This is a genomic window from Caballeronia sp. INDeC2 (assembly GCF_023631325.1).
Taxonomy (GTDB): Bacteria; Pseudomonadota; Gammaproteobacteria; order Burkholderiales; family Burkholderiaceae; genus Caballeronia.
In genome coordinates this window covers 40338-58018 of record NZ_JALQDG010000033.1, presented here as the reverse complement: position 1 = coordinate 58018, position 17681 = coordinate 40338, and the positions used below count along the sequence as shown (strand labels likewise).

Sequence of the window (17681 nt, the reverse complement as noted above, 5' to 3'; positions counted from 1 at the left end):
CGAAGCCGCGCGAGTTACCGCGCGGCCCGGCGTTCAGAGGAAGCGCGCGGCGAGCGGCTCGATAACCTTGTCATACGAAGCCTGCATCGAATCGAGGCAATCTTCGCACGGATCGATACGCGAGCGCATGCGGGCCCGCGCGAGACGGAACTGCATGACCATCGCTTCGCTGGCGATAGCCTGCGCGCTCGTCTGGATCTCGCCCGCGACGTTCACGCCGTGCCGGTTCAGCCAGCCGAGATACTTCGACAGCAGCTCGAAGTTCGAGCCGAGCTGACGCATCACGTTGAACGTGTAGAGGTGATAGTACGCGGGATCGCGTTCGAGCAACGCGCGCAAATGCTCGGGGAATGCAGCACGCCATTGCGCGACCGGGTTCGTCGCGGGACGATCCGCGAGTCGCAACGCGAGCAGTTCGACGGAGCGTTGCACCATCGCATCGCCTTCGAGCGGAGCACGCGCGCGCTTCACGAACTCGACGTACGGAAAGAGCGCGTGAACGTCGCTCGCGAGGCCGGGCATCAGACGGAACACGCCATCGTAGTCATCGCCCGACAACGCGAAATACCCCGCGTTATGGAAGTACGTGATGCGCTTCGCCTCCGTGTCGATGGCATCGATAGCGACGGTCGTCTTCGTATGCGTCTGCCGATATGCGGTCGCACGCGTATCGGGCAGATAGTACGAGTCCATTTCGACCACGACCATCTGCCCGCGACGCGTCTGTTCGCGCACGTGCGCTTCGAGCGTGTCGTAGATCGCGAGCTCTTGTGCCTGCAGGCCATAGAGCCGCGATATGTCGTCGAGCGAGAACTTCGGGAACGTGAACTGATCGCCCTCGAACGCCTGCGTCACCGTGAAGTTGAGCGCCGCATGCGGATCGCAGCCGTAGTGATGCAGCAGCTCGATCCACAAGTCGACATAACAGTTCGTCTCCAGCCATACGCGCTCTTCACGATGCAGCGCGTGCTGGCGGTACTCGCCGTGCGCGGACGTTTCGATCACGGCTTCTGCTGGCGAGCGTGCGTTCATGTCTGGCTTCCCAGATTCGCAAGGCCTGCTTCGATGAGCGGAGCCTTGTCGCCCCACAGCAACTGGCGAACTTTCTCGGGCCACGCCTTCACATCGAGTCCATGATGACGGAAGAGCGCGAGCGTCGTGCGCTCCATGCCGAAGCCGACGCATGCGGTATGCGCGACCTGATCGTCCGCCTGGCTGATGTGCCACAGCTCGCCGAAATGGTCCTGGTGATAGTTGAACGACAGGCAAGCGGTCGGACGATCGGGCGTCGCGACCGGCACGAGCAGTTCGAACTTGAGTTGCTGCGCGCGCTGGCTATCCGCAACGATCATGCCGCCGCGCCCGAAGAACGGATCGTTTGCGAGGTCGATCTCGAAGGGCAGTTCGAGCATATTCACGAGCAGCGAGCCGCGTTCGATCCACTTCTGACGGAACGCCATCACCTGTTCGGGGCTACCGACGCGAATGTACTCGCGCATGCGGAACATCTGCATGCGGCCCGGATCGATCGACGGCTCGTGACGGAAGCAGTACGAGAATGCATCGAAGGTCGCGCCGTCTTCGGCGAGCTTTCCGCGCTTTGCGACGAGCGGATAAATCGGATAGCATGCGGCCGGCGTGAGCACGAGGCGCGTGGGCTTTTGCTGATCCATCCATTCATCGGAACGCTCTTCTTCCTCGCCGATATGCACGACCTTGTCGAGCGCTTCGAGCAGGCGATGATGCCCGCGGTCGTTGCCCTGGAACGAATGAATCGTGCCCGCGAGATTCGGGAAGCTCTTCAGATACTCGCTGTCTTCGAAATCGCGGCGGCGCATCGCGGGCGGAAAGCGCAGCACTTCCGCGTGCTGGTCCGCGCCGAGCATCGTGATCGCCTGATTGAGGCGCTCGACGACGTCCTCGAACACTTCGCTGCGGCCATAGAGACCGTCTTCGCCAGTGTCGAGCAGAATGCCCGCTTCGATCAGGCGATCGCGCAAGGTCAAGTCCGATTTGTCGTACGGTGCCTGAGTCTCTTGTGATTGTGCTTGTGCTTCGGCCTGCATCATGGCGGCCTGTTCCGTCGGCATGTTCATATCGTCAAAGGGTCCCCGTTGCGGCGCGCTGCGCAAGCAGCAGATTCGCCGTGTTCAATTCGATGCGGTCGTTGCTGATCATGAGCGGCGCCGAATGCAGATCGCGCAGATGGCGCCCCACGCTGAACGGCGTGTCGTTCTTGTAGCCCGCCATGCCGCAGACCATCAGCGTTTCCTGCACGACATGCAGGGCCGATTGCGAGATCGCCAGCTTGAGCATGTTCAGGTCCGCGTTGATGCCGATCGACGCCGTGAGCGGCGCGTCGTCGTCATTGCTCTGGCTCGCCTTGCGCGCGGCGCGCTCTGCCTGTGCCGCTTCGACGTTCGCGAGCGATTCGCGCAGACGCGCCTGCATCATCTTGATGAGCGTGAGCACTTGCGAAAGCCGTGCGGCCGAAGGCGGCAATGCGGGCTTGCCGCGGGCCTGATTGCGGAAGAACTGATGCGCGCGATTGGCCGCGTCACTGGCGATGCCGCACCATACCGACGACCACAAGGTATGCGATACGGGCAACATGCTTTCGTCGGCGATGCGCGAGAACGGCGCGGGCAGGATCTGTTCGGCGATGCCGCTTGCGACCAGACGATGTCCTTCGCTGCAGGTTCCGCGCATGCCGAGCGTGTCCCACGTGCCGCGCTGCTCGAGCGTGAACGTATCGCGCGGCGCGACGATCAGCACCTGATCGGAGGGCGGCGCATCGGGATGACGGCGCGCCGTCACCAGAATGCAATCGGCATACTTGCCGTACGAGATGGTCGGCGCGAGCTTCTCGATGCGAAATGCATTGTCGATAAGATCCACCGCGCATGCGCTCGTGCGCATGTTGCCGCCGATGTTCTCTTCCGAGGTCGCCGATGCGAGCAACAGTTGTTCGCTGACCATGCGCGCGAGGAAGTCGCGCTGCCAGGCCACGTTCGCACCATGATCGACGATGCACACGACCTGGCTCTGATGCATCGCATAGATCATCGCGGACGATGCACAGCCTTGCGCCATCGCCTCGCACAAACGCGCGACGCCGGTGAGCGAAAGGCCGTCGCCGCCGTACATCGCCGGGATCATCGCGGAGAAGAGACGTTCCTCGCGCATTGCCGCAACGGCTTCGGCGGGGAAGCGCGCTTCGCGATCGACCGCATCGGCGTGCTGTGCCGCGACGGCGGCCACGCGCTTCGCGGCTTCGATCAACTCGCTTTCGCTGCGCGCGCCGGCGCTCTGCGCGAGTTCTGCAATTTCCATCTCTTGAGCGGGCGCGTTCATGCTGCCGCCTGCGAACGGCGCAGTTCGTTGACGGCCGATGCGAGCGAATCGACGCTCGAAAAGAGCCGGCGCGTGAGCATGTGATCGGGAATCTCGATGCCGAATTCGTCTTCGATCGCCAGCATCACGTGGACCGTGGCGAGCGAAGAGAGACCGGCGGCATAGAGATCGTCGCCATCGGCAAGCGTGTCGATGGGCACGTCGAGACGAGCGGACTCGGCGAGGATGCGGCGCAATTCAGTTTTCATTGTCTGTGTTTTCCCTTGTACCCGGCCAGTGGTGCAACAAATCCGGATTGCGACGATGAGTTCTTATCGAATGTCGCTAACTCCGGGGCGAATCGGCAGCGGTGTTGTTATGTCTCGTAAAGACGATTCCCACGAGCGCCCTCGCACGCACTGTCTTCTTGTTAATTTTCTTTGATCGTATTTAACGAATTTGCGGCCCCATGCGTCCGTGCGATGGCGCACGGTGCACCTCGAAGACGAATCCTCGCTTTGTGCGATATCGAGCATGTAGGGATCCGATGCCATCATGCAAACTCAAGTCAGCCGCGCGTCTGTATTGAATAGGTAACTCCTTCACGTCCTTCGACGAATACCTTGCAAAAACTATGCGCATTGCGAAAGCTGTTTGAAAAATAACGATCGGGGTAAGGTAATTGATACTGATATCTCTGCTGTTGATATGCGTTGCGCTGTTCATCGTGTGGAAGAAACGGCGCGGCATGATCCTGCTGGTTACGGGCGTTGTGTTCTGGCTGCTTGGCAGTTGTCTTCCCGGTTCGCTCGTGCGGCTTGCGAACGACACGTATGCCTCGATGAAAGAGCCGACCTTCGGCTCTCGCATGGCGATCGTCGTCCTCGGCGGCGGAACGTCTTATGATCGTGAGCGGCGGCTCGTGCCCAAAGGCGATGCGACGACGCGTATCGATCTCGCGGCGTCGCTTTATAAGCGCTGCGTCGAGATGGAGAAGGCTTGCTTCGTCATCGTGAGCGGCGGCAATCCGCAGCATCACGAGCAAAGCGAAGCGCAGGTGTACGGCGACTTGCTTCTTCGCGCCGGCGTGGCGCGCAAGGATCTCATCCTCGAAGATAAGAGCCTCGATACGTACGAGAACGCACGCAATTCCGAGAAAATCTTGCGCTCGCGGCAATACGACACGTCGGTGCTGATTACGTCGTCGCTGCATATGCGTCGCGCGATGCTCGCGTTCAATGCGTTCGATTTGCATCCACAGCCCGCGGTCGCGTACATTCGTCCCGCATTGACGTGGTGGCTGCCGCGCCGGAAAGGATGGTTCGATTCGAATAGCGCACTGCATGAACTGATCGGTATCGCACGTTTCTATGTGTGGCGATGGATCGGTTGGTATTGAGATGGAGTCGTTTGTGCGACGCATATACTTCTTTTTGCCCGCAAGGGAGACCATTCAATGAATCGACTGCCCCGGGCCATCGCGTTTGCCGGGGACAAGCATCGCAATCAGCACCGCTCGCGAATGAAAGCGGCATCGACGACGAACGCGTGCTGCTCGGGGCCGTTTTACACGACACGATCGAAGATGCGGCCATATAGCACGACGAACTCGTGCAATGGTTTGGCGCGGAGGTCGCGGACATCGCCGCTGAAGTGACGGACGACAAGTCCTTGCCGAACGCGCGAAAGAAAGCGCCTGCAAATCGAGCATGCGGCGCATATCGGTCACGCCGCGCAACTCGTGAAGCGTGCGGACAAGATCTGCAATCTGCGCGATATTCTCGCCATGCCGCTCTCGAACTGGAGCGAAGAGAGGAAGCGCGAATACTTCGATTGGGCGAAGCGTGTCGTCGATGGTTTGCGCGGCGCGCACCGGACTCGAAGCCGCGTTCGACGAGACGTATCGAAAGGGCGTCGCTTCAGGGCGCGCGGCGGCCTGATCCCAGCGCTTCCGTCAGATAACGCGCGGTGCGGCTCGCGGCATGTTCCGCAATGCGTTGCGGCGTGCCCGTCACGACGATCTTGCCGCCATCCTCCCCCGCGCCCGGGCCGATATCGATCACCCAGTCCGAGAGCGCGGCGACGCGCATGTCATGCTCCACGACGACTACCGTATTGCCCGCATCGACGAGCCCTTGCAGTTGCGCCATGAGCCGGTCCACATCGACGGGGTGCAGGCCTGTCGTGGGTTCATCGAGGATATAGAGCGTGTCGCCACGATGCGCGCGCTGCAGTTCCGTCGCGAGCTTGATGCGCTGCGCTTCGCCGCCCGAGAGTTCCGTCGCGGGTTGCCCGAGCCGCAGATAACCGAGGCCGATGTCGCGTAATACGGCGAGCGCGCGCATCACGTTCGGTTCATCGGCGAAGAACTCGCATGCGGTATCGACGGTCATGCCGAGCACATCCGCGATGTTCTTGTCGCGCCATGTGATCTCCAGCGTCTGCGGGTTGTAACGCGAGCCGTGGCATGTGGCGCATGAGCTGTAGACGCTCGGCAGAAACAGCAGCTCGACGCTGACGAAGCCTTCGCCTTCGCATGTCGGGCAGCGCCCTTGCGCGACGTTGAAGGAGAAGCGTCCTGCGCCATAGCGGCGCTTCCGGGCAGCGGGCGTATCCGCGAACAGCTTGCGCACGTGATCGAAGAGACCCGTGTAGGTCGCGAGGTTCGAGCGCGGCGTGCGGCCGATCGGCTTCTGATCGACGCGCACGAGACGACGGATCGTCTCCATGCCTTCGACGATGCGTCCGCCAGCCGATGCGTCGGCCGGCGCGAAGAGCGGGTCTTGTTCGTCTTCATCGGCGTCGTCGAGTGAGCGGCCCAGACGCTCCGCGATGAGCTCCGGCAACGCCTGACTGACGAGGCTCGACTTGCCCGAACCCGAAATACCGGTGACGGTCGTAAAGGCGCCGAGCGGAAACGCGGCATCGATGCCATGCAGGTTGTTGCGCGTGATGCCTTCGATCCGCAACCAGCCGCGCGGCTCGCGCGCGATGCGTTCGATCGTCTGTTCTGGCGCGAAGAGATGCTTGCGCGTTTGCGATGCCTCGATCGATGCGAGACCTTCCGGCGGTCCGCTATAGAGCACATGTCCGCCGCGTTCGCCCGCGGCTGGACCGACATCGACGAGCCAGTCCGCGCGCCGCATCGTATTCAGATCGTGTTCGATGACGAAGAGCGAATTGCCCGCGGCTTTGAGGCGCTGCAACGCGGCAAAGAGCGCTTCGCTGTCCGCGGGATGCAGGCCCGCTGAAGGTTCGTCGAGCACGTACACGACGCCGAAAAGTTGCGACGCGAGTTGTGTCGCGAGCCGCAGGCGTTGCAGTTCGCCGGAGGAGAGCGTCGGCGTCGCGCGATCGAGCGACAGATAGCCCAGACCCAAATCGATCAGCGTGCCGAGCCGTTCCAGCAAGTCGGCCGCGATGCGTTCGGCGGCGGCGCGTTTCTCATCGGAGAGATTGGCCGTACGGCGCACGTCGGGCGCGGCCTTGTGCGCCGAGCCGCCAGCCGCCACGCGCTTCGCCGTTGCCGCGATCCGGTCTTTCTTTGCGAGCGCGGTACTCGGTGCATCGTCCTGAGCAGGCCAATCGCCGCGTGCGATGGGTGCGAGCAGATCCGCGAGACGGCTTAGGGGAAGACGCGCGAATTCGGCGATGTCGAGCCCCGCGAACGTCACCGACAGCGCTTCCTTCTTGAGCCGCTTGCCGTGACACGTGTGGCAATCGCTGCCGACCATGAAGCGCGATACGCGTTTTTTCATGAGCGCGCTTTGCGTGTGCGCGAAGGTATGCAACACGTAGCGGCGCGCGCCGGTGAAGGTGCCCTGATAGCTCGGCTCGGCGCCGCGCTTCAACGCGGCTTGCGTTTCCTTCGGCGTGAGGCCGGCATACACGGGCACGGTCGGCTGCTCTTCGGTGAAGAGAATCCAGTCGCGATCCTTCTTCGGCAAGTCGCGCCACGGTGTGTCGACGTCATAGCCGAGCGTGACGAGAATGTCCCGCAGATTCTGGCCGTGCCACGCGGGCGGCCACGCTGCGACGGCGCGTTCGCGGATCGTGAGCGAGTCGTCGGGCACCATCGACTTTTCCGTGACTTCGTAGACGCGCCCGAGGCCGTGACAGACGGGGCACGCGCCCTGGACCGTGTTCGGCGAGAAGTCTTCGGCGTAGAGCATCGGCTGCTTCGGCGGGTAGCTGCCGGTGCGCGAATACAGCATGCGCAGGAGGCTCGATAGCGTCGTCACGCTGCCCACCGACGAACGCGCATTCGGTGCGCCGCGCTGCTGCTGAAGCGCGACGGCGGGCGGCAAACCCTCGATAGAGTCCACCTGCGGCACGCCGACTTGTTCGATGAGCCGCCGCGCATACGGCGCGACCGATTCGAAATAGCGCCGCTGCGCCTCGGCGTAGAGCGTGCCGAAAGCAAGCGACGATTTGCCTGAACCGGACACGCCGGTGAAGACGACCAGCGCATCGCGCGGCACGTCGACATCGACGTTTTTCAGGTTGTGTTCGCGCGCGCCGCGAACGCGCACGAAACCTGCTCTCGATGCAGACGCGGCATGGTCGTGTTCGGCTGACTTGCGGGTGTTTTTGCGGACATCCATGAGTGGGGTAGCTTTTCCTGCCGGACACGGCAACGGGAGTGAGAGGGCGAGCATGCAGCATGCCATATACCAAGTGGCATTTTGCGTTAGGCATCTTGCATGCGAAATGCACGCCGACCGGCAGTGAATTAATTGACGAGGGAAAAATGAGGAAAACTGGACTGAGGGTTTTGATCGCGCTGACAGCGGGCGCGACGATAGGCGTGACAGGCGTGGCGATGGCGCAGTCAGGCGGCAACGGCAATGGCGGAGCGGGCGGCGGCAACGCCCACGGTGCGGCGACGGCCGGACCGACCGCAGGCGGGGATAACACGTCCGCGCCCGGCAGCACGCGCCAGGGCGGCTTTCACTTCAAGCACAAGAAGAAGGCGAAGCCCGCGACGCCGGCGCTTTCCACGTCGATGTCGTCGGTGCCGAGGCGAGAGAAGATGTCGCACACAGCGCGCATCTCCGCTTCGTCGCGAATGCTCACGACTACGCGCGTGACGCCGCAGGACAGGTCCGCATCGCCGCCGTCAACGCCGAACGAGGGAAGGATGTCGTCGCTCGAAGCGTCCAGACCGTAGGGATAGTCGTGCGTGTCGACCACGCCCAGATGCTCGCCGTGGCCTGCGTACTCAGCCGCGATCCATTGCGTCTGCGCGTTGTTGCTCTGTACTTGCGAGGTATGGAAGTCTGCGAAGCCGCTCATGCTCGCCACGCGGACGCGATCGCTCGCAATGCCTTCCGCGCGCAAGTCTTCAAGTGCTTCATCCAGCTTACGCGAGCCGTAAAAAGCTCCGGTCACTTCACGCATCATTTGCTCGTCTCCTTGCCTGCCAACCTCGATGCTGCGCCCAAGTATCGCTGCGAAATCCGCGAATGTGAATACGGACGTACACCGGCTTTCGCCTGATCGATGAACGAGACGCGCGAGAGGCGCAAGGCGCGTGGGGTATCGCATAGACGCGCGCGGCGACGGGCCGGTGAACCGCTGCGACGGGCTCGCGACTGCGCGAGATGATGGCGGATCCAACGGATGCGGCATGGATTCGCGAGCCTTGTTTCAGATAAATAACGCCGCCGGCGCGCGACTGATGCCGCCTGGCTGGCGAGGTTTCACTTCATGCGGTACTTGAACTTTACGCCGCAACAGGCGGTTTATCAACGCTTTGTTTTGTCCCTAATCGCATGATTTTGATGGGGTTTTCCATCACGTCGATGGCGGCTTCAAGAACGCCCACGCCAAAATGGCTTTTCCTCGCTCACTGAAGCGAATTCTGCATCTAAGGTCGGCGAAGCAACGCGGTACATTGCATGCCGAATTCAATAGTCATCGTACAAGCTGTGACGCGCCCTATAATGGCCAATCGAGCATACAAAGATGGCCTTTCAATGTCACAAGCCCTGGCGTCCGGCGCGCTTCGCCGCTCCCGCAATCTCACCGAGGAAGTCGTTGCCGAGTTGTCGGAGCGGATTCGCAGCGGCGCGCTTCGACCTGGCGACAAGCTGCCGACGGAATCGGAAATCATGGCGCAGCTCGGCGTAAGCCGTACGGTCGTGCGCGAGTCCATCTCGCGACTACAGGCTGCGCGCCTCGTGCAGACGCGGCACGGCATCGGCACGTTCGTACTCGAAGCGACCGACCAAGACCGTTTCCAGATCGAAGCCGCGGGCGAACTTACGGTGCGCGACGTGATGGCGATTCTCGAACTGCGCATCAGCCTCGAAGCGGAGGCGGCGGGCCTTGCCGCCGTGCGCCGTACCGATGAAAATCTCGCGCATATGCGTCGCGCGCTCGACGACTTCGAGCGGCTCATCGAAGCGGGCGAGGGCAACGCGGTCGCTGCCGATGTCGCGTTTCATCTCGAGCTCGCGAAGGCTACGGGAAATCGTTACTTCCACAGCATCCTGAGCCAGCTCGGGAATACCATCATCCCGCGCACGCGCGTCAATTCGGCGGCGCTCGCGCACAACGATCCGGCCGGCTACCTCGATCGCGTGAATCGCGAGCACGAAGATATCTACGATGCCATCGAGCGTCGCGATCCCGAGGCGGCGCGCGCAGCGATGCGCATGCATCTCTCGAATAGTCGTGAACGGTTGCGGCGGGCGCAGGAAGCGTCGGTAAAGGCGCAGGACGCGGGTTGACTGCGATCGGCTGAAAGAGATCGAATGAATAACGCGTTCATTTGCGCTGTTTTAATCGACGCCGGGCTTTGATCCACGCCAGCGGTAAGCCTTACCTCAACGCGCTGTTGCAAGTGCGCCTGCAAGCATTGTCTAGAGACTGTCCATGGCTATTAATTCTAACGACGCAAAGCAAACGTTTGCGCGTCGCATAGGAATTCTTAGCGCTCTCGTAAGCGCGCGCACGGAAAAGGTTTAATGACAATCGACGCGCACTCACGCTAAGATCGCATAGCCCCAAGCTGACAAAACCGCCAGCTACGCGTCAACCAACTTGCTACCTCAGCCGTTAGCCCATCAGGTCATCAGGTCGCTTTGCCGAACATGTCCATCGACCTCGAAGCGGAACGACGATTGGTCATGTAAAGCCCGCCAGCAAATGCGCATTCATTGCGCTTGCGAGTCCTGCATTTCTTTTCGATAAGCCTCATTCGAGGCTTCGCTTCTAATTCCCTTGCTTTTTCTTTACGAATTACCAAGGGTGGAAAGGTATTCGAATTATTACCAAATATTTCCCGCCTCAATGCCGGGATTGTGGAGACCAGCGTTTGAAGATCTTACATAGCGAGTCCTCAAAGGGATGGGGCGGGCAAGAGATTCGCACTTTGAAGGAAATGGTCGCACTCCGAGAAAGCGGTCATACCGTCGAGCTGATTTGCCCGAGCGATGCGCGCATCGGGCAGCATTGCGCTGAACTCGGATTCGCCGTTCATCACGCGCGCATGCGCAGCGGCGGCGATATGCAATCGATGCTGCGTATCAAGGCGCTGTTGCGCCGTCGCGCATTCGACGTTCTCAACACGCATAGCGGTCACGACAGTCTCGTCGCCGGCACGGCAGGAAGGCTGGCAGGCACGCCGCTCATCGTGCGTACGCGACATCTCGCACTGCCCATATCTTCGCTCGCGACTTATACGTGGATTCCGCACCGCGTTATCGCGGTGAGCCATTACGTGCGCCGCTATCTGATTTCAGCGGGCGTCGCGGAAAAGCGCGTGCAGACGATCTATGACGGCATCCCACGGCCGCAGGCCGTCGCGCATTCGACGCTACGCGAGGAACTCGGTCTCGCACCGGATGCGTTCGTCGCCTGCATGGTCGCGATCATGCGCGACAAGAAAGGGCATGAAGATCTGATTGCCGCGGTGCGTCCGCTGGTCGATACGCATCCCGACTTGCATGTCGTGATGGCGGGCGATGGTCCGCGCTTCGATAACATCAAAGCTATCGTCGATAGCCTTGGTCTCGCGAATCGAATTCATTTGCTGGGCTTTCGCACCGATATCCCCAACATCTTTCGCGGTTCCGATCTCTTCGTGCTGCCCACGCATCAGGAAGCGCTTGGCCAGGCGTTTATCGAAGCGATGGCGGCGGGCTTGCCGGTCATCGGCACGCGTGTCGATGGCGTGCCCGAACTCATCGAAGACAACGTGAATGGACTGCTCGTGGCACCGCATGATCCGGTTGCATTGCGTGGCGCGATCGCACGCATGATCGACGATCCCGCTTTACGCCAGCGGCTGCGGGACGAAGGCCGACGCATCACCGAACGCGGCTTCACGGTGGGCGACATGGCGCACGAAACGGCGCACTTCTATCGGTGCGCATTGCACGAGCGGGGCTATCGCAGATGAGCGCCAAGCAGGCACGCGCCGTTCCCGTGCTGATGTATCACCACGTCAGCACGTCGCCCGGCATGATCACCGTGACGCCCGATAACTTCGCCGCGCAAATGGACTACCTTGCAAGCGCGGGTTATCGCACGATCGGCTCGGCGCAACTCGCTGCTTTCCTGAATGGCGACGACGTGCCCGCGAAATCGATTGTCATAACTTTCGACGATGGCTATCTCGACAACTGGGTGCATGCGCATCCGGTATTGAAACGCCACGGCTTCATGGCACTATGTTTTCTCGTGAGTAGCTGGCCCGGCGAAGGCGGCGTGCGTCCGAATGCATCGAATGCACCCTCGGCCCTTCCGCGTTTGCTCGATCATCACGCGGGTGAGCATGCCATCGAGAACGGAAGCGTCGACGATGTGATCTTGCGCTGGTCCGAAATCGAAGCGATGCGTGAAGCCGGCACGTTCGAGTTTCATAGCCACACGCATACGCATGTGCGCTGGGATCAGGTCACGGCATCGTCCGATGAGAAACGCAAGCGCCTTCAAGACGATCTTAGCGCCTCGCGTGCCGCATTGCGCGCGCGTCTCGGCGAAGTGTCCGATCATCTGTGCTGGCCACAAGGCTATTACGATGACGACTATCGCGAAGTGGCGCTTGACGCGGGCTTCAGGCAATTCTATACGTGCCATACGGGGACGAATGTCGGAGCAAATCACTTCGATCGCAATGCATCCATTGATGCGGAACGCACGGTCAAACGACTGGAAGTGCGCGACCGTTCCGCCTCATGGCTAGCCTCGCGCTTGTGGGTGCATACACGGCCCGCGATCAGTCGCGCCTATCTGAAGATCAAGCGTTGATTCAATCTCGATGCGCGCGCACGAAAGCGGCGATCGCATCGTTCACTTCATCGGTCGCATCGCGATGTGGTGAGTGCCGGCACTTCGTCAGCTTGACGAGTTGCGCGTGATCGACAGCCGCCTTGATCTTGTCGAGTTGCCGCATCGATGCATATTCGTCGTCATAGCCTTGAATGGCGAGCAACGGCCGCTTTATCGATGCTATTTCTTCAGTGATGTCCCAATGCAGAAACGCGGGATTCAGCCATGCATCGTTCCATCCGTAGAAGGCCGAATCTGCATCGTCGTGATAAGCCTGTAGCTTGTCTCTGAACGACGTTGTTTCATAGGTGTTGCGGGCTTTTTCGATGCCTTCAACCGTCATCGGTTCAACGAACACATGCGGCGCCATGATGGCGAGACCGGCAAGCGCTTCGGGAAACTCGCTCGCATAGAGCAGGGCGATCGTGCCGCCGTCGCTATGCCCGATGAGCCACATGCGGGAGCGTTCTTCAGCGTCTAAGCCGAGCGCATCGAGCAATGCAGGCAGTACCTGGTGCGCCTGTAAATGCAGAAACTTGACCGGCCAGCGTTCGCCTGTCTGGCGTGGCGTGGAGCGCCCATAACCTGGCCTTGAATAAGCGAGGCCCCGACAGTTCAGGCGATCGCAAAGCATCTGCGGCCAGCCTTTCCATAGCGCGACCGACCCCAGCCCTTCATGCAGGAACAACGCGATGGGGGCATCGACGCGTTCAGGATTCAACCACTGATATTCGATGCGTACAGGATAAGCGCCGCCGTTCAGTTCGATGAAAGACGTTGTATCGATACTCGTTGCTGGTTCGGTCATGTGTATGCGGAAGCTGAGCTTGAAGCGCTAAAGATTATCAGACGACGCGCGCGCCGATGAAACACAACGGTCGCATCCGTCATTTGCGTTCATACCGCCACATTTTTTTCTCTGGCGTCACGATGACTCTGGGTTGCAGTGCAGCGAGCTCCTTACGAATAACTGACGCAGCACGACGATCATTATCTTGTGTCGTGCCGCACGGACGTTTGTTTGTCGGCAAGGTCACGTTGAAGCATCATCTGCGCACTATCCTCCATAGTGCGACGGTGATCTTCGAGACAAGAGATAACTTCCGCGTAGGCAATCAGCCCGGCGTCGATGGCGTCAGTTGTGCATAGACATCGTGCGCGAGTTCGAGCATCACATTGCGATCGATGCCACCTGATACCGCATAGCCGAAATCGCCATCGATCCAGTAAAAAACGCTCACGGGCCCGTCCTGATACAGCTTGAATGCAGTGGTGGTCGTGCTTGTCTTGCGATGCGAGATGCAGAGCGTGACGCGTTCGCCTTTGGCGTCGCGATACATGAATTGCGCGGTGGGGCCGTTTTCGCCGGGCAGAATGCGTCCGCCCATCAGCTCGAAGCCGCTTTTCGTGAGCAGTGGCGGATGCACCTCGGTGCCGAGCTTGTTCGAAAGATATTGAACGAAGTCCTGATCGCGGTCCTTGCCGATATCGTCGGGACGATCGACAGCTGGCATATACACGACATGCGCGATCGCGGCCTGACGCGCCATGCCTTCCATGCCTTCGGCGCTCACGTCACGTGCGTTCGACGCAATCGATGCGTTCGTACCCGGAAGCGACACCGTATCGCGGCCCATGTTCGTGCCGATGCCAATGCCCAACACGAGCGCGGCCGCCATGCCCGCGACTTGCGGCCAATTCGCCGCGCTGAACCAACGCGGTTTTTTCAGCGTGCGCAAGCGCGCGGGAATGGGTTCGTTGAGCACGCGATCATAGCGCTCATGAAACATGTTATTGAGCGAAAAGTAGTCGCTCACGCGCGCGGCCAGCGCGGGATTCAGTTCGACAGCGCGCTCGACCTGTTCGCGACGCTCGGCCGAAAGCGCGCCGTCGACATACGCGTGCAGATCTTCTTCGCTGATGGGAGTCTGTTGATCGTTCATCGCACCACCTTCAACTTCGTGCTGAGTTGCGTGCCTGCCATCAGCGCGCGCAGGCGTTCGCGTCCACGCGACAGGCGTGACATCACTGTGCCGATGGGAATGTCGAGCGCAATCGCCACTTCCGCGTAGCTCATTTCTTCGAGCCCGATGAGCAGAACGACTTCACGTTGCTCGGCGGGCAGTCGCTGCAAAGCGTAGTCGAGATCGCGCACTTCGAGTGAGCGCATCTGACCGCCCGATGTTGCGAACTCGCGCTCGCCGATGTCGTCATCGTCGATAGATACATGAACTGCGCGCGCCGACGCCTTTCGCACCTGATTCACGAATACGTTATGCATGATGGTGAAAAGCCATGCGCGCAGATCGGTGCCCGCTTCGAAACCTTGCGCGCGCGATAAGGCCCGCTCGATCGTGTCCTGCACGAGATCGTCGGCGATATCCCGATTGTTCAACAGTGCGCGTGCATAGCGGCGCAGCCTGGGGATGTGTTCCATCAAGTCGTCGCGGATGTCCGGCATATTATTCCGCCTCTCGCGCCGTCATCGTCAACGCGTCGGCGGCGCGCATGATTCCGTGAGTGCTCGCGCGCCCCGCGAGCACATAGCGCTTGCCGCCATCAATATGCACGAGCGTTCCCGCACGCCGCGTCCGTGTCGCGATCAGTCCGAGGCCCACCGGCGTGAGTCCGATGAAATGCGGATCGTGCGACATGAGCGGGCTCGCCCTCGTGCCGCACTGATTCGCGCTTTCCATCAAAGCCATGACGGCGATTGAATCGAGCATATCGGCGGAGATGTGCGTTGCAGCGCACCAGCCCGCGGCGGCCGAGGCAACGCACAAGCCGACGAATACGCGCTGCAACGGACGTAGGCGCGCGATCTCATGCGATGCGGCGTTATCGAATGCACGCTGCCGATAAAACGCGACCTGTTCAGCGCGCACGCCGTCTGTGAAGGCTTGAATGTCTCGTCGGGTAAGCGGCTCGTCCATGTCGGTGCATCGATTTTCTAGGCTCTCGATGCGCTAACCTTTCGGACGAGCGGTTTATTCCATCGGCGTCGCGGAAATTTTAAAATCGGTCACGAGACGATAGAAAGCGAGAATCCGTCCCATCCCTTGCTGCCGACCGTCTGAATTGCCGTAGAAGAAACATGCGCGTCTGCGGCGAGCATATCCAGGAACGCTCGCACGCCTATCACGTCCGGATCGCTGCTTCGCGCATTCGCGACGCGGCCTTGACGAATCACGTTATCCGCGACGATCACGGTGCCCGGGCGGCTCAGACGCAACACGAGTTGCAGATACGCGGGATAGCTTTGCTTGTCGGCATCGAGAAAAATGAAATCGAAAGGAGGGATGCCATCGCGCACGAATGCTTCGAGTGTATCGATCGCATCGCCCACGATGACCGACACCAACCCCGACAATCCCGCGCGGTCGATATTCTTGCGCGCGACAACCGCATGATGCTCGACGGCCTCGAGCGTGAGCAGCGTGCCATCGGCGGGCAGGGCGCGCGCGAGCCAAATCGTGCTGTATCCGCCGAGCGTGCCGAGTTCGAGAATGCGGCGCGCGCCACGCAGACGGGCGAGCATCTGTAGCAGCTTGCCCTGATTCGGCGCGACGTTGATCGCGGGCAATCCCGCTTCCTTGCTGGACTTCAGGGCTGCGTCGAGCGCATCGTCGGGCGTTTGCGTTCGATCGCACAGGTATTCGTCCATCGCAATCCATTGCTGCTCGTCCATTGCATCTCCCTTTCGTTGCAGTGATCGCGCCAGGCGATAAACGATTCAGATAACCTTGAACATTCAGGCAATAGTGTTGACGAAGCCGCGCGATTCACGGCGCAACTCATGCCCGAGCTGATCGACGGTCAAGCGGATTGCATCGATCAACGCACGTGCCGCCGGCGATGGCGTGCCGCCTGCGCGCATCGTAAGGCCGATTTCACGCCGCGTGTTGTGTAGAGGAATGTCTATCACGACGAGCTGACCCGACTCGCATTCGTAGTGCAATTGCTGTGCCGAAACGGCCGCGAGCATATCCGTGTGCATCAAGAGACCGCGAATGACGGCGAGGTCGGCAGTCTCGACGGTCGGCATCGGCGGCTTCAGCTTCCCGCGTTTGAACTGCGCCTCGAACATGCCGCGCGCGGGCGCCTGACTGCGCGGCAAGATCCATTGCGCGGCGATCAGATCCTTCAGCGTCAAGCCGCTTTCATTCGCAAGCGGATGCCCGCGACGCGCGAGCACGACGATATCTTCCGACATCATGCGCTCGTTCACCAGTCCGCTCGACGCATCGTTTTGACGCAGTGCGCCGAGCACGAAGTCGATATCGCCCGCGCGCAGTCCTGCGACGAGCGTTTCATAGGCGCTCTCGTCGGTCACGATGCGCACGCCCGGATATTGCACGGCCACGCGCGCGATCGCTCCCGGCAGAATAAGCGTTCTGCCGAGCGGCAGCGCGCCGACCGTGACATAGCCCTGAATCGTGCCCCGCAATGCCGCGAGATCATCGGGGATGTGGCGCAGTTCGTTCAGCGCGCGGCGCACACGCAGGACGAATGTTTCGCCTTCGCTCGTGAGCAGCAGTCCGCGCGGACTGCGATAAAACAGTTGCATGCCCGAGCCCGTTTCCATGATGCGTATCGCGCTGCTGACCGCCGGCTGACTGAGGCCCAATGTCTGCGCCGCGCTCGGCATATGACGATGTCGCGCGAGCGCGGAGAACAATTGCAGCCGCCGTGTGTTGAGCAGAAAGGCGGGAAGCGCGTCGCTCATCGCGGTGCGGCGGCGCGATTGCCGCGTCGCGCACCAGTGCGCCAGTTCTTCCAGTTCCGCGAATATGCGTTGACAGCGCAACAGCACGGCGCGCCCCGCGGGCGTCGGCAACATGCCCGACGGACGGCGCTCCAGCAAGGTCTCGCCTACCGCCGCTTCGAGTTCTTGCAGCGAACGCGTGACTGCCGATTGCGCGCGGAATAGCGCGGCAGCAGCCCGCGTGGCGCTGCCTGTCTGCGCGACGAGACGAAACGCGCGCAAGTACGCGAGGTTGAGCAGTTCGCGATTGTCCATGTGTGAAAAGTGAATGGAGGCTATCAGTTTGATTTATCGCATCGTAACG

At 61.0% G+C, this 17681-nt stretch carries 16 protein-coding genes and 1 pseudogene; 5 read left to right on the top strand and 12 right to left on the bottom strand.

Going from position 1 to position 17681, the window contains the following annotated elements:
- Window positions 1-33: 33 nt before the first annotated feature.
- The 4 genes from NCS28_RS22215 to NCS28_RS22200 are packed head-to-tail and all read right to left on the bottom strand — an operon-like array spanning window position 34 to window position 3602.
- Entirely contained in the window at window positions 34-1032 is a 999-nt protein-coding gene (locus NCS28_RS22215) for a DUF1839 family protein (protein ID WP_250515933.1), read from the bottom strand.
- A complete protein-coding gene (locus tag NCS28_RS22210) occupies window positions 1029-2096 on the bottom strand; it encodes an amino acid--[acyl-carrier-protein] ligase (protein WP_250515932.1) in 1068 nt (355 codons plus the stop codon). Before NCS28_RS22210 ends, NCS28_RS22215 begins: the two co-directional genes overlap by 4 nt.
- A 4-nt stretch (window positions 2097-2100) precedes the next feature.
- Window positions 2101-3354, bottom strand: a complete 1254-nt coding sequence (locus NCS28_RS22205; protein ID WP_502801229.1) for an acyl-CoA dehydrogenase family protein — start codon at window positions 3352-3354, stop codon at window positions 2101-2103.
- On the bottom strand, window positions 3351-3602 hold the full coding sequence (locus tag NCS28_RS22200; protein ID WP_061117164.1) for an acyl carrier protein: 252 nt from the start codon (window positions 3600-3602) through the stop codon (window positions 3351-3353). The genes NCS28_RS22205 and NCS28_RS22200 overlap by 4 nt, the downstream gene beginning before the upstream one ends.
- Before the next feature lie 479 nt (window positions 3603-4081).
- Between NCS28_RS22200 and NCS28_RS22195 the strand changes: the two genes are divergently transcribed.
- Both NCS28_RS22195 and NCS28_RS22190 read left to right on the top strand, forming a co-directional pair.
- On the top strand, window positions 4082-4732 hold the full coding sequence (locus tag NCS28_RS22195) for a YdcF family protein (protein WP_250515931.1): 651 nt from the start codon (window positions 4082-4084) through the stop codon (window positions 4730-4732).
- A 57-nt stretch (window positions 4733-4789) separates the two neighbouring features.
- Window positions 4790-5273, top strand: a pseudogene (locus tag NCS28_RS22190) (HD domain-containing protein).
- Here the strand turns inward: NCS28_RS22190 and NCS28_RS22185 are convergent.
- Window positions 5253-7937 carry an excinuclease ABC subunit UvrA gene (locus NCS28_RS22185; protein WP_250515930.1) on the bottom strand — a complete coding sequence of 895 codons (2685 nt, stop codon included), beginning with the start codon at window positions 7935-7937 and terminating at the stop codon, window positions 5253-5255. The pseudogene NCS28_RS22190 and the gene NCS28_RS22185 sit on opposite strands and share 21 nt — an antisense overlap.
- A gap of 346 nt (window positions 7938-8283) precedes the next feature.
- Window positions 8284-8736 (bottom strand): hypothetical protein, encoded by a 453-nt coding sequence (locus NCS28_RS22180; protein ID WP_250515929.1) that lies wholly within the window; start codon window positions 8734-8736, stop codon window positions 8284-8286.
- A gap of 575 nt (window positions 8737-9311) precedes the next feature.
- Here NCS28_RS22180 and NCS28_RS22175 point away from each other — a divergent pair.
- The 3 genes from NCS28_RS22175 to NCS28_RS22165 all read left to right on the top strand — a co-directional run bounded on the left by NCS28_RS22175 (window position 9312) and on the right by NCS28_RS22165 (window position 12591).
- Window positions 9312-10067: a FadR/GntR family transcriptional regulator gene (locus tag NCS28_RS22175; RefSeq protein WP_250515928.1), complete on the top strand. Its 756-nt coding sequence runs from the start codon at window positions 9312-9314 to the stop codon at window positions 10065-10067.
- A gap of 587 nt (window positions 10068-10654) precedes the next feature.
- The gene (locus NCS28_RS22170) at window positions 10655-11740 is read left to right on the top strand and encodes a glycosyltransferase (protein WP_284505520.1); all 1086 of its coding nucleotides are present in this window, start codon (window positions 10655-10657) and stop codon (window positions 11738-11740) included.
- On the top strand, window positions 11737-12591 hold the full coding sequence (locus NCS28_RS22165; RefSeq protein WP_250515926.1) for a polysaccharide deacetylase family protein: 855 nt from the start codon (window positions 11737-11739) through the stop codon (window positions 12589-12591). Before NCS28_RS22170 ends, NCS28_RS22165 begins: the two co-directional genes overlap by 4 nt.
- 1 nt (window position 12592) lies before the next feature.
- On the opposite strand, the gene NCS28_RS22160 is transcribed toward NCS28_RS22165, so the two are convergent.
- The 6 genes from NCS28_RS22160 to NCS28_RS22135 all read right to left on the bottom strand — a co-directional run bounded on the left by NCS28_RS22160 (window position 12593) and on the right by NCS28_RS22135 (window position 17632).
- The gene (locus tag NCS28_RS22160) at window positions 12593-13420 is read right to left on the bottom strand and encodes an alpha/beta fold hydrolase (RefSeq protein WP_250515925.1); all 828 of its coding nucleotides are present in this window, start codon (window positions 13418-13420) and stop codon (window positions 12593-12595) included.
- Window positions 13421-13727: 307 nt separating this feature from the next.
- On the bottom strand, window positions 13728-14555 hold the full coding sequence (locus tag NCS28_RS22155) for an anti-sigma factor family protein (protein WP_250515924.1): 828 nt from the start codon (window positions 14553-14555) through the stop codon (window positions 13728-13730).
- Window positions 14552-15073: an RNA polymerase sigma factor gene (locus tag NCS28_RS22150; protein WP_250515923.1), complete on the bottom strand. Its 522-nt coding sequence runs from the start codon at window positions 15071-15073 to the stop codon at window positions 14552-14554. Before NCS28_RS22150 ends, NCS28_RS22155 begins: the two co-directional genes overlap by 4 nt.
- 1 nt (window position 15074) lies before the next feature.
- Window positions 15075-15545 carry an anti-sigma factor gene (locus NCS28_RS22145; RefSeq protein WP_250515922.1) on the bottom strand — a complete coding sequence of 157 codons (471 nt, stop codon included), beginning with the start codon at window positions 15543-15545 and terminating at the stop codon, window positions 15075-15077.
- 89 nt (window positions 15546-15634) lie between these two features.
- Entirely contained in the window at window positions 15635-16300 is a 666-nt protein-coding gene (locus NCS28_RS22140) for an O-methyltransferase (RefSeq protein ID WP_250515921.1), read from the bottom strand.
- 63 nt (window positions 16301-16363) lie between these two features.
- A complete protein-coding gene (locus NCS28_RS22135; protein ID WP_250515920.1) occupies window positions 16364-17632 on the bottom strand; it encodes a LysR family transcriptional regulator in 1269 nt (422 codons plus the stop codon).
- Window positions 17633-17681: the final 49 nt, after the last annotated feature.